The sequence below is a fragment of the Azospirillum sp. TSO35-2 genome, from assembly GCF_003116095.1.
In the GTDB taxonomy this organism is placed as follows: domain Bacteria; phylum Pseudomonadota; class Alphaproteobacteria; order Azospirillales; family Azospirillaceae; genus Azospirillum.
This window is the reverse complement of record NZ_LGRA01000021.1, coordinates 2,277,956-2,289,828: the sequence shown is the minus strand read 5'-3', so window position 1 is coordinate 2,289,828 and position 11,873 is coordinate 2,277,956. Positions and strand designations below refer to the sequence as shown.

Genomic DNA, 11,873 nt, shown 5'->3' with positions numbered 1-11,873 from the left:
TGATCACCCTCACCGCCCACCGCGTCGCCATCGCAAGGCGCATGGTCAACCAGTATCCGTGGCTGTACGAGCGCTCGGGCCCCTTCGGGTGGCGCGAGCGGTCCGGCGGCGGCACCGAGGCGTGACGGACAGCGGGAAACCGCGCTTGGGGTTAGGCCATACGGCCGAGGACGGCCGCGAAACTGTGGCACGCTTCGCCACTCGGAGTATGGTACTATCGATACCGCCGGAGGGGACCCGGCGGCAAGGCCCGCAAGGGCCGGGGGTATGTTGCAACAGGGACCACTCATAGAACAGGGAGCAAGCACACCCATGAAATTCAAGCTGTCCCTTCTCGCCGCGATCGCGGCGACCGCGCTCTCCGCCACGGCCGCCAAGGCTGACATCGCGGTGGCCACCGTCGGCCCCATGACCGGCCAGTACGCCACCTTCGGCGAGCAGATGAAGAAGGGCGTGGAACAGGCCGTGGCGGACATCAACGCCGCCGGCGGTATCCTGGGCCAGAAGCTGAAAGTGGAAATCGGCGACGACGCCTGCGATCCCAAGCAGGCCGTCGCCGTCGCCAACCAGTTGGCCAAGGCCGGTGTGAAGTTCGTTGCCGGCCATTACTGCTCGGGCTCGTCGATCCCGGCCAGCCAGGTCTATGCCGAAGAAGGCATCCTCCAGATCTCTCCGGCCTCGACCAACCCGAAGCTGACCGAGCAGGGCCTGAAGAACGTCTTCCGTGTCTGCGGCCGTGACGACCAGCAGGGAATCGTCGCCGGCAAGTATCTGCTGGACAAGTACAAGGGCAAGAACATCGCCATCCTGCACGACAAGTCGGCCTATGGTAAGGGGCTGGCCGACGAGACGCTGAAGGCGCTGAACGCCGGCGGCCAGAAGGAAGCCATCTACGAAGCCTACACGGCGGGTGAGAAGGACTATTCCGCTCTGGTGTCCAAGCTGAAGCAGGCCAATGTGGACGCCGTCTATGTCGGCGGTTACCACACCGAGGCCGGCCTGCTGGCCCGCCAGATGAAGGACCAGGGCCTGAAGGCCGCCATCGTGTCGGGTGACGCGCTGGTGACCAACGAGTACTGGGCGATCACCGGCGACGCCGGCGAAGACACCATGATGACCTTCGGTCCGGATCCGCGCCAAAAGCCGGACGCCAAGGCCGTGGTCGAGAAGTTCCGCAAGGCCGGCTACGAGCCGGAAGGCTACACCCTGTACACCTACGCCGCGCTCCAGATCTGGGCCGAGGCGGTGAAGCAGGCGAAGTCGACCGACGTGGTCAAGGTCGCGGAGGCTCTGCACAAGGGCAGCTATGACAGCGTCATCGGCAAGATCGGTTTCGACGCCAAGGGCGACGTCACCAGCCCGGCCTATGTCTGGTACAAGTGGCACAACGGCCAGTATGCCGAAGTGAAGTAAGCCGAACGCACCCGCGTTTCGCGAAGGAAGGGCCGGCACGCTGTGTGCCGGCCTTTCTTTTGTGCAACGTCCGGATGGTGGACCCAAGCATGCCGGTGCTGCGAAGCCGCGGTCGCGGCGCAGCCGGGTCACGCAGCCGGATCAGGGAATAGGTCGTGGAACATAGGCGACAGGCCGGGCGACGGACTGGCCGACGGCGGGTTGCGCCGCAGCGATCGCCGCCGATGCGACCCGCCGGCCCGACCGCTCGTTGAGCAACCGTTCGGAAGTCCGCATCACGTCCCGCCAAAAGGCGGCGGCGCGCGTGTGGTTTGCAGCCGTGAGTTCGACAAGACGAACGCGGCTCATTCGGATCGCGGTTTCACCCAGTTCATCCACCAGGCGAGTCGCGAAGGCAAGCACGTCGAGGTCGGTGTTCATGACCCTAATGAACCCACAGCCGCGACGTTTGTTCCAGTCCGAAACCGCAGTGCGGCATCGGGTCATCCGGGGTGCCACTGCCTCTATTGCGCCGCAGCATAATCGACGCGACGTCTACGAACGGTCACCGAACGGACACTCCCCACGACCAGGGGGTTTTGTGCTTCAATGGCGCCCTTCGCGGCGGCCATGCGGCTGCCGCCGGTTCGGGATGGGTTTTGGAGAACGATGATGCGCAGGAAGCGCGAGGTGGTCGAAGGACAGATCTACCGAAAGCTGACGCCCAGCGGCGGCTATTGGGAGGTGATCGCCATTCGGAAGGACGGCATGGGCACGCAGCACGCCCAGATGAAACGGACCGACGACCCGAAGACGCTGAAGACCCTGTCGGTGTCGGCCCTGCTCGACGTTCAGCAGTTCGAGATCGTTACGGAGTCGTGACGGTTGCCGCGGCGCCGGCCGGCCGTCATCCGGCTTTCCGGTAGAGGTCGACGCCGGTGTCCGGTTCCCCGGAGGGGGCCGCACCGGTCTCCCGCTCCAGCCGCCCCTGGCGCATCAGATGGTTCAGATGCGCCACGGCCTCGCCCAGCGCGAAGACCGTCTGGTGCGGGTCGAGCGGCCGGGGAAACAGCGCCCGGGTCACCGCCGCCGCGGTCTGCGGCGTGGCGCACAGCGCTTCGATCTCGTCCAGCCGTTCCGCATGGTGCGCGCCGAGCGCCTCGGCCCGCGCGTGCAGCCCGCGGAACGGCCGTCCGTGCGACGGCAGGACCAGCGTGTCGGCCGGCAGGGCGGACCACGCCCGCAGGCTGTCGAGATAGTCGGCCAGCGGGTCGGCATCCGGCTCGGTCGGCCAGACGCTGATGTTCGGGCTGATCCGCGGCAGGATCTGGTCGCCGGAGATCAGCAGTCCGGGAGTGCCGTCGCCATGGCCTTCGGTCTGGCCGGCCGCCCGGTGCAGGCAGACCGGCTCCGCCGTGTGCCCGCCGCCGCCGACCACCGTCCAGACATCGTCGCCGACCGCCAGCCGGTCGCCCGGCCGCAAGCGGACCAGGGTCGGCGGGACGCTGGGAACGCCGCGCGGGTACGCGCTCTTGCGGCCGAGCACGGCGGCCAGCGCCGGGGCCTCCAGCCCGCTGCGGCGATAGAAGCGCTCGACCGCGGCGTCGGTGGCGGTGTCGTTCCCAGCCGACAGCGTCTTGGCGAACAGCCATTCGGTCAGCGAGGTGGCGAAGGCGGCGCCGGTCCGCTCCACCAGCCAGCCGGCCGCGCCGATGTGGTCGGGGTGGAAATGGGTGGCGACCACCCGCTCCACCGGCCGCCCGCCCAGCGCGTCGCGCAGCAGACCCTCCCAGAGCGCCCGGGTGCGCGGATCGCCCAGCCCGCAATCGACCAGGGTCCAGCCGGCCGCGCCGCCATCCAGCGCCCACACATTGACGTGGTCGAGCTGGAAGGGCAGGGACAGGCGGATCCACAGCACGCCGGGCGCCACCTCCTGCCAGCCGCCCGCTTCGGGGGTGGCGCAGACGGGGTAGTCGATCGCATCGTCCGGGGTAGTGGTCATCGCGGTTTCGATCCAAGTCCTTGAGATGAAGACAGAAAATCTGGGTTGGTGCGCTGCGGCAGATCTGCAACAGCCGAGAAGGCCTTGCGGCGGCGGGATTGGAAGCCATGCCCCCGCCGTCCATTGTCGGAGCCGGAGCCTGGTCTGTCACGGCGTTTCGCCCGAAGGCTGAGGTGTCCCGATCTGCCAACGCCGTCAACCATGGGAACAAGAAAATGACGATGCGTGGGATTTTGCTGGGCACGGCGCTGACCGTCGCCGTTCCCTCCCTGGCCCTTCCGACCGCCGCGTTTGCCGGGACCGAGGGCTTCTACGTCGGCGCGGGGGCCGGCGTGAACTGGACGCAGGACGCCGATCTGAGCAGCTATCCGGCACCGGGCTTCGGGCTGACGGAGGAGTTCAAGATGGGCGGCATCGGCGACGTGTCGGCCGGCTACGCCACCGCGATGGGGCTGCGCGCCGAGCTGGAGTTCGCCTGGCGCTGGCGCAATTCGGTCGACCGCACCAGCAGTTCGACCCCGACCCTGAACGGGCTGGGCGGCAAGACCAGCTCCATGGCCTTCATGGGCAACCTGCTGTACGACATCAACGTCGGGCTGCCGATCACGCCCTACATCGGCCTGGGCGCCGGTGTCGCCGGGGTGAAGAAGTCGCTGAACGGCGCCAGCGACCGGGATTGGGTGTTCGCCTACCAGGGGATCATCGGCGCGTCCTACGCCGTCACCGACAACGTTGCCCTGACGCTCGACTACCGCTATTTCGCCACGGTCGATCCGGAATTCGAACTGGGGCCGGTGACGTCGAAGAGCGAGTACCACAACCACACCATCCTGGCCGGCCTGCGCTACACCTTCGGCGCCCCGGCCCGCGCGACGCCGGCCGTCGCGGCGGCCCCGGCCGCCCCGATGGTCGAGACCCAGCCGCAGACCGACTATCAGGTGTTCTTCGACTGGGACAAGGCGACGATCACCCCGACCTCCGACAAGATCATCGGCGATGCCGCCGCCGCGGCCGGCCGGGCCCACGCCGTCCGCATCCAGGTGATCGGCCACACCGACACCTCGGGCTCGCCGTCCTACAACCAGCGGCTCTCGCTCCGCCGGGCCGAGGCGGTGCGCCGGGCGCTGGTCGCGCGCGGAACGCCGGCCAACCTGATCACGGTCGAGGGCGTCGGCGAGAACCAGCTGATGGTTCCGACCGGCCCGAACGTGCGCGAGCCGTCGAACCGCCGGGCGCAGATCGTCATCAAGGTGTCCTGACCGGGTGAAACGCGGGGAAGGGGGCCGCCGGACGGCGCCCTTCCCCACGATTGCCCGTCGGATTGCCCCCCTCGCGCGTGCGAAGGAGGTAGCGCGGACCGTTCCGTCAGCGTATGACGGTGCAGCGCCCACGCATCTTCGGTTCGAGACGTTACATGCAGGTTCTGATCGCCGACGATCACTCCATCGTCCGCAGCGGCTTGACCCATCTGGTGGGGGAGTTGGATGAACAGGCCACGGTGGTCGCGGCGACCAGCTTCGGCCAATTGAACGCCATCCTCGATGCCGCCAGGAACGATGGGACGCCTGCGTTCGACCTGATCGTCATGGATCTGCGGATGCCCGGCCTTGGCGGGCTCGACGAGGTGGAGGCGCTGGTCAAACGGGTGGCGCCGGTGCCGGTCGCCATCTTCTCGATGATCGAATCGCCGGACGAGATGCGCGCGGTCCTGTCCCGCGGCGTCCGTGCCTTCATCCCGAAATCGACCGACGACGTGCTGGTGGTCAACATCCTGCGGCTGGTGATGGCCGGCGGGTCCTATGTGCCGCCGGTGCTTGGCATGCCGGGGGCGCCGGCCGCGGCGGGCGGCGGTGCTGGGCGCGGCAGCGCATCCAGCGTGTTCGACGGGCTGACCCGGCGCCAGCTGGAGGTGCTGGACCTGCTGGCGCAGGGGCTGTCGAACCAGGAGATCGGCGAGCGGCTGGGGCTGAACCTGTCGACGGTGAAGACCCATGTGACTGGCGTGCTGAAGGCGCTGGGCGTCGGCAGCCGGACGCAGGCGGTCCTGCTGGTCAAGGAATCGGGGCGCGACCGGTTGGTGTGAGGCGGAGCCCCCGGCTCACAGCACCGTGTTCAGCAGCGACCCGCGTCCGGCGTAATAGTTGCTGATCGAATCGCCGCCAAGCAGCGCCGACGCCGCGTTGGTCGAACCGCCGCCGGCGCCCAGGATCGACGCCAGACCTTGCAGCTTGGTGTTGTTGCCGAACGGGTTGTCGCCCTTGGCCGGCTGTTTGGCGATGGTGTCGTAGTCCTTGCTGTAGTTGCCCATGCGCAGCTGGACGCCGTAGCTCTTGGAATCCTTGACCGGCACGTCCTTGTCGCGGGCGACGCGCAGCGTGTAGTCGCCCTTGTCCAACGACATCTGGCCGGATTTCAGCTTCTGGAACGCGTCGTAGCTGGCGCCGGCGTCCTTGTTGCTGTCGGCGACGATCTTGCCGCCGCGGTCCATCAGTTGCAGCCGCACGCCGGAGTCGCCCACCGTGCCCAGCGTCACCGCGCCCGCACTGGTGACCGAGAATTTGTAGAAGTCGGCCGGGTCGTTGGAGGCCAGCGAACTGAAGACGTTCAGCCGGCTGGTGTCCTTGACCAGTGTGCCGATGTTGGTCGCGAAGGGAGCGGCGTTCATCGCCGACTTGTTGACGGACTGCTCGTACTCCTGGACCTTGCCCGTCGCCCCGCCGGTGCCGGCAGCCTGCTGCTGCACGCGCTTGACCGCGGCGTCGATCGACTGCTGCAGGCTCTGGGCCATGCTGCCGACATCGGCGTAATTGGACAGGCTGACCATGGTGCGTACCCCTCGTTCGGCATCCCCAGGGGGATGATGGACGGAGGGGTTGCAGGATGCGGGCCAACGCTAAGCCGTTGAGAATGAACCGCTCTGTGGTTGGCGCCGTGATGCCGGGCGGCAGATTCCACCGTGGACGACGGCAGATTTTTCCCGTTGACGAGCGGTTCCGGCAAGTCCCTCCCCGCCTTTGGGCAGAGAGGGAAGGCCGCGGCGCACCACCGCCCGGTCAGGAATCGTAGGCCATCAGCGACACGCTGGGCACGTCGATGCGGGCGCGGCCCTGCAGGAAGGTCAGCTCGACCAGGAAGCCGGCGGCGCGCACGTCGGCGCCGACCTGCCGCAGCAGGGTGATGGCGGCGGCCATGGTGCCGCCGGTCGCCAGCAGATCGTCCAGAACCACCACGCGCTGGCCCGGCTTCACCGCGTCGGACTGCACCTCGATGGTGTCGGTGCCGTATTCCAGGTCGTAGGAATGGGCGATCTTGTCGCCGGGCAGCTTGCCGTGCTTGCGCACCATTACGAAGCCGATGCCAAGCGCGAGCGCGAGCGGGGCGGCGACCAGGAAGCCGCGCGATTCGATGCCGACCAGCAGCTCCGGCTGGTGCGGACGCAGCGCGTCGGCCAACTGGTCGATCGCCGCCTTCCAGGCCGGGCCGTCCGCCAGCAGGGGCGAGACGTCGTAGAACAGGATGCCGGGCTTCGGGAAATCCGGAATGCCGCGGATGTGGTCTTTCAGGTTGATCGAAGGCAGGGTCATCGAAAATCGCGTCCGTAAGGGGGATGGCGCCGGTGCCGGTGGCGAAGCAGCCCGAAAGTCGCCGGCCGACAATCTACCGGCTGTCCGGGTGGGTGCAAAGGCGCGAATGGCCCCCGGGGCGTGGCGGTGCGCCGTTATGCCCAGCATGGGGTTGACCATTGGGGTTTGCTCCGCCACGTTCCGAACCGCACCGTTCGGTGTGCGGGAGCGTGCGGCGGAGCCTGTGGCTGGAATTTTGGCGGAAACCGGGGCGAGCGATCGGGCCTGGATCGACTCCGGGCCCGACGACGGCGGCTGGCGGATCGGTGCGGCCGGACGCTGGACGCTGGACGCCGCCGGACCGGCCTCGGCGGCGCTGGACGCGGCGCCGCGACCGGGCCGGGGGGCGGCGGTGCGGCTCGACATGGCGCGGGTCGAGGCGCTGGACACCGTCGGCGCCTATCTGCTGGGCCGGCTGGCCGAACGCCTGACGGTGGAGGGCCACGCGGTGGCGGTGGTCGGGTTGCGGCCGGAGCATGCCGCGCTGTTCGGCGCCGTGCGCGACGCCGGCAAGGCGCCGCCCCGCCCGGTGCAGCGGGAACACCGGCCCATCGTCGACATGGTCGTCCGCACCGGCGAAACCACCGTCGGCGCGGTGAAGGAGGCGCTGGACCTCGTCGGCTTCCTTGGCCTCGTCACCGTCACCTTCCTGCGGCTGATCCTGCGCCCGTCGCGGCTGCGCCTGACCTCGGTCCTGTTCCACATCGAGCAGACCGGCCTGAACGCGTTGCCGATCCTGGGGCTGTTGTCCTTCCTGATCGGCGTCGTGCTGGCCTTCCAGGGGGCCGACCAGTTGAAGCGGTTCGGGGCGGAGCTGTATGTCGTCAACCTGCTGGGCATCTCGGTCCTGCGCGAGATCGGCATCCTGATGACGGCGATCATCGTCGCCGGCCGCTCCGGCTCCGCCTTCACCGCGCAGATCGGCACCATGAAGGTGAACCAGGAGGTCGACGCCATCGGCACCATGGGGCTCGACCCGGTGGAGCTGCTGGTGGTGCCGCGCGCGCTTGCCCTGATGATCACGCTGCCGCTGCTGGCCTTCTACGCCGACGTGATGGGGCTGTTCGGCGGTGCGGTGATGGCCTACGCCACGCTGGACATCACCTTCGGGCAGTTCATCCGCCAGCTTCACAGCGCCGTCGGCATCAACACGGTGATCGCCGGGCTGATCAAGGCGCCGGTCTTCGCGCTGGTCATCGCCATGGTCGGCTGTTACGAGGGGCTGAAGGTGTCCGGCAGCGCCGAGAGCGTCGGCATCATGACCACCAAGGCGGTGGTGGAGGGGATCTTCCTGGTGATCGTCATCGACGCGGTGTTCTCCGTCCTCTTCTCGTTCCTGGGTGTGTGATGGGCGACGCCCCCGTCATCCGCGTCCGCGGCCTCGTCACCCGCTTCGGCCCGCAGACCATCCATGACGGGCTCGACCTCGACGTCGAGCGGGGGGAGGTGCTGGGCGTGGTCGGCGGCTCCGGCACCGGCAAGTCGGTGCTGCTGAAGGAGATCCTCGGCCTGATCCAGCCGGCCGCCGGCACGATCGAACTGCTCGGCCACGACATCGCCGGGCTGGACCGGGCGGAGCGCACGGCGTTGCAGGCGCGCACCGGGGTGCTGTTCCAGAACGGCGCCCTGTTCAGCTCGATGACGGTGGCGGAGAACGTCATGCTGCCGTTGAAGGAGCACACCGCGTTGCCGCCGGCGCTGATCGCCGAGGTGGCGCGGGTCAAGATCGCCATGGCCGGGCTGCCGCCTGACGCCGGGACCAAGCATCCGGCGCAGCTGTCGGGCGGCATGATCAAGCGCGCCGGGCTGGCCCGCGCGCTGGCGCTCGACCCCGACATCCTGTTCCTGGACGAGCCGACCGCCGGCCTCGACCCGATCGGCGCCGCCGCCTTCGACGCGCTGATCCAGGGGTTGCAGCGCAGCCTGGGGCTGACCGTCTTCATGGTGACGCACGACCTCGACAGCCTGACCTCGATCTGCGACCGCATCGCGGTGCTGGTCGACAAGACGATCCGGGTGGGGACGCTGGCCCAGCATCTGGCCGACCCGCACCCCTGGATCCACGAGTATTTCCACGGGCCGCGCGGCCGCGCGGCTCTCGACGCGAAAGAGCGCAACGCCGCTCTCCGCCACGCGAAAGGGTAGGGTCACGCCATGGAAACCCGCGCCAGCTATGTCCTGGTCGGCAGCTTCGTGCTGGCCCTGGTCGCCGGCCTGCTGGTCTTCACCGCCTGGATCGCCAAGGTCCAGTTGGACGAGACGCACGAGACCTACCGCATCTACTTCACCGGGTCGGTCACCGGCCTGCAGCAGGGCAGCCCGGTGCGCTACCGCGGCGTGCCGGTCGGCACGGTGTCCGACATCCGGCTCGACCCCGACAACGTGACGCGGGTCCGGGTGACGATCCAGGTGCAGAACGGCACGCCGATCATGGCCGATTCCATCGCCTCGCTGGAGCTTCAGGGCATCACCGGCGGTGCCTATGTCCAGATCTTCGGCGGCACGGTGGAGGGCAAGCGGCTGACCGCCACCGACGCCGACGGGGTGCTGACCATCCCGTCGCGCCCCAGCTCGCTGACGGCGGTGGTCGACAGCGCGCCGCAACTGGTCAACCGCTCGCTGGAGGTCATCACCAAGCTGGGCGAGCTGTTGAACGGCGAGAACCAGAAGGCGATCGGCGAAATCCTGGCCAACGCCCGCACCGCCAGCGCCGAGCTGGCCCGGAGCAGCGCCGAACTCGGTGAGACGATGGCCCAGGCGCGGCGCACGCTGAACGGGTTCGAGACGGTCGGGCCGCATCTGGACCACACGCTGGCCCAGGCCGACCAGGCCTTCGCCACGTTCGACGGCAGCGCCAGGCAACTGACCGGCGAAACGCGCGAGCTGATGCGGTCGCTGAAGCGCACCTCGGACACGGTGAACGCCCTGATCGGCGAAAACCGCGAGCCGGTGCGCGACTTTACCGCCACCGGGCTGTATGAAGTGACGCTGCTGGTCTCCCAGCTGCGCGACCTGTCGGGGCAGCTGTCGCGGGTGATCACGCGAATCGAGAACGACCCGTCGAACTTCCTGTTCGGCGGCACCCGGCAGGGCGTGGAGGTGCGTGGAAAATGACGTTTGGTTGGGTCAACCACCTTTCGGCCGCCCGGCGTGCGGCGGCCGCGGCCGCGGCCCTGCTGCTGGCGCTGGCCGCCTGCTCCACCATCAACCCGACGGCGCCGCACCTCTATACGCTGACCCCGCGCGCCAGCATCGGCCCCGGCCCGAAGGTCGACTGGCAGCTGCTGGTGGAAACGCCGGTGGCCGCCGCCGGGATCGACACGCCGCGCATCGCGCTGGCCCGCACCCCGACCTCGCTCGACTATTTCGCCGACGTCTCCTGGGCCGACCGGGCGCCCAACATGGTGCAGGGGCTGATCGTCCAGACCTTCGAGGACAGCGGGCGCATCGTCTCGGTCGGGCGCGACACGGTGGGGCTGCGGTCCGATTTCATGCTGAAGGCGGAGCTGCGCGACTTCCAGGCGGAATACGCCACCCCCGGCGCCGCCATGCCCGACCGGGTGCATGTCCGCCTGTCGGCCAAGCTGGTGGCCATGCCGCGCCGGACCATCGAGGCCGGCGAAACCTTCGAGGCGACGGTGCCGGTGCGCGGCCGGGCCTTCACCGACGTGATCGCCGCCTTCGACGCGGCGCTGGGCCGCGTCACCGGCGATCTGGCGACCTGGGCGCTGGCGCAGCCGCTGGCGGCGCCGCAGACGGCGCGCGCGCCGGGACCCTGAGCCGCGCCGCCGGGGCGGCCGGTTCGAATCTGCAACCGCAGGCCGTCGATTCGAAAACCCCTTGCCTCATTATCATATCCGCGTACGTAATGGGGGTGTTCGCGCAGCGCAGGAATGGGCGATGACGGCGATGACGGATCTGGCGGACGTATCCCGCGAGGATTTGGAGGCGATGGCCGAGGCCGGGCGCGAGGTGCGGCTGTGCCAGCGCGTGCTCGCCAAGACCGGCGACACCGTGGTGGGCGAGCTGCTGCGCGGCCACGGCACCGTGTACGAGTGGAAGCACTACCCGCCGGGCGACGTCTACGACGCCGAGTTCCATGCGCAATATTACTACCATTGCCACCCGGAGGGCGAACGGCCGCAGGGTGAGCATGGGCATTTCCACACCTTCCTGCGCCCGCACGGCATGCCGCCGGGGATGGCGCCGGTGGCGCTGCCCGATTGCCTGCCGCCGGAGAACGACAACGACGCGCTGTCGCACCTGATCGGCATCGCGATGGACGTTGCCGGCCAGCCGGTGCGGCTGTTCACCACCAACCGCTGGGTGACCGGCGAGACCTGGTACCGGGCGGACGACGTGATCGCCATGCTCGACGGCTTCGAGGTCGACCATGCCCGCCCCTCCTGGCCGGCCAACCGCTGGATCACCGCGATGATGCGGCTGTTCCGCCCGACCATCGTCGATCTGCTGCGCGAACGCGACACCGCCATCCACCGCTGGGCGGCGGACCATCGCGACGCCTATGTCTACGAGGACCGCGGGCTGGAGGTCGCCTCGCAACGCCACATCTCGGTGGAGGAGCAGATCGCCGCGGTCGCGGCCCACCTGCGCGGCACCCGCCGCCGCCGCTCCATCCTTCCCGAACCGCCGAGCTTCGTCGACGCGCCGTGATCCGCGGTCGGGCGGCGGGCTTTCCGCCGCCGGCGCCAGCCATAGGGTCGCCGGCGCCAGCCATAGGGTCTATGACCCGGCGTCGTTAAGAAAGGTTCAACCGTTTCGGCAGATCCTTGAGGCTTGTGGAATGTCTCCGCCCACATCTCCCGCAAGGAGACGGACCAGGGCAAGAAGGGTCC

Annotated in this window: 14 protein-coding genes; 10 read left to right on the top strand and 4 right to left on the bottom strand. The window is 68.8% G+C overall.

Features of this window, described 5'->3' with window-relative positions; genetic code table 11:
- Positions 1–2: 2 nt before the first annotated feature.
- Together TSO352_RS34355 and TSO352_RS26445 are read left to right on the top strand one after the other, a co-directional pair.
- The gene (locus TSO352_RS34355; RefSeq protein WP_348770670.1) at positions 3–125 is read left to right on the top strand and encodes a DUF6867 family protein; all 123 of its coding nucleotides are present in this window, start codon (positions 3–5) and stop codon (positions 123–125) included.
- A 187-nt stretch (positions 126–312) separates the two neighbouring features.
- On the top strand, positions 313–1,413 hold the full coding sequence (locus tag TSO352_RS26445) for a branched-chain amino acid ABC transporter substrate-binding protein (protein WP_109110082.1): 1,101 nt from the start codon (positions 313–315) through the stop codon (positions 1,411–1,413).
- Positions 1,414–1,554: 141 nt separating this feature from the next.
- Here the strand turns inward: TSO352_RS26445 and TSO352_RS26440 are convergent, their stop codons facing one another.
- A complete protein-coding gene (locus tag TSO352_RS26440; protein WP_109110081.1) occupies positions 1,555–1,833 on the bottom strand; it encodes a hypothetical protein in 279 nt (92 codons plus the stop codon).
- Between the two features lie 231 nt (positions 1,834–2,064).
- On the opposite strand from TSO352_RS26440, the gene TSO352_RS26435 reads away from it, so the two are divergent.
- A complete protein-coding gene (locus tag TSO352_RS26435) occupies positions 2,065–2,274 on the top strand; it encodes a hypothetical protein (RefSeq protein ID WP_109110889.1) in 210 nt (69 codons plus the stop codon).
- A 25-nt stretch (positions 2,275–2,299) separates the two neighbouring features.
- Here the strand turns inward: TSO352_RS26435 and TSO352_RS26430 are convergent, their stop codons facing one another.
- Positions 2,300–3,394, bottom strand: coding sequence for an MBL fold metallo-hydrolase (locus tag TSO352_RS26430; protein ID WP_109110080.1), 1,095 nt, complete (start codon positions 3,392–3,394; stop codon positions 2,300–2,302).
- 221 nt (positions 3,395–3,615) lie between these two features.
- Here TSO352_RS26430 and TSO352_RS26425 point away from each other — a divergent pair, with 221 nt between their 5' ends.
- Together TSO352_RS26425 and TSO352_RS26420 are read left to right on the top strand one after the other, a co-directional pair.
- Entirely contained in the window at positions 3,616–4,653 is a 1,038-nt protein-coding gene (locus TSO352_RS26425; protein ID WP_247872447.1) for an OmpA family protein, read from the top strand.
- A gap of 155 nt (positions 4,654–4,808) precedes the next feature.
- Positions 4,809–5,477: a response regulator transcription factor gene (locus tag TSO352_RS26420; RefSeq protein ID WP_109110078.1), complete on the top strand. Its 669-nt coding sequence runs from the start codon at positions 4,809–4,811 to the stop codon at positions 5,475–5,477.
- Between the two features lie 15 nt (positions 5,478–5,492).
- Here TSO352_RS26420 and TSO352_RS26415 read toward each other — a convergent pair whose 3' ends face one another.
- Positions 5,493–6,218 carry a hypothetical protein gene (locus tag TSO352_RS26415; protein WP_109110077.1) on the bottom strand — a complete coding sequence of 242 codons (726 nt, stop codon included), beginning with the start codon at positions 6,216–6,218 and terminating at the stop codon, positions 5,493–5,495.
- Positions 6,219–6,447: 229 nt separating this feature from the next.
- Positions 6,448–6,963, bottom strand: a complete 516-nt coding sequence (locus tag TSO352_RS26410) for an adenine phosphoribosyltransferase (protein ID WP_109110888.1) — start codon at positions 6,961–6,963, stop codon at positions 6,448–6,450.
- Positions 6,964–7,201: 238 nt separating this feature from the next.
- On the opposite strand from TSO352_RS26410, the gene TSO352_RS26405 reads away from it, so the two are divergent.
- From TSO352_RS26405 to TSO352_RS26385, 5 genes are all read left to right on the top strand, one after another.
- Entirely contained in the window at positions 7,202–8,365 is a 1,164-nt protein-coding gene (locus tag TSO352_RS26405) for an MlaE family lipid ABC transporter permease subunit (protein WP_247872446.1), read from the top strand.
- On the top strand, positions 8,365–9,162 hold the full coding sequence (locus tag TSO352_RS26400; RefSeq protein ID WP_109110076.1) for an ABC transporter ATP-binding protein: 798 nt from the start codon (positions 8,365–8,367) through the stop codon (positions 9,160–9,162). The genes TSO352_RS26405 and TSO352_RS26400 overlap by 1 nt, the downstream gene beginning before the upstream one ends.
- Before the next feature lie 9 nt (positions 9,163–9,171).
- Positions 9,172–10,131: an MlaD family protein gene (locus TSO352_RS26395; protein ID WP_109110075.1), complete on the top strand. Its 960-nt coding sequence runs from the start codon at positions 9,172–9,174 to the stop codon at positions 10,129–10,131.
- Entirely contained in the window at positions 10,128–10,796 is a 669-nt protein-coding gene (locus TSO352_RS26390) for an ABC-type transport auxiliary lipoprotein family protein (protein ID WP_109110074.1), read from the top strand. Before TSO352_RS26395 ends, TSO352_RS26390 begins: the two co-directional genes overlap by 4 nt.
- A gap of 130 nt (positions 10,797–10,926) precedes the next feature.
- Positions 10,927–11,691, top strand: coding sequence for a hypothetical protein (locus TSO352_RS26385; protein ID WP_109110886.1), 765 nt, complete (start codon positions 10,927–10,929; stop codon positions 11,689–11,691).
- Positions 11,692–11,873: the final 182 nt, after the last annotated feature.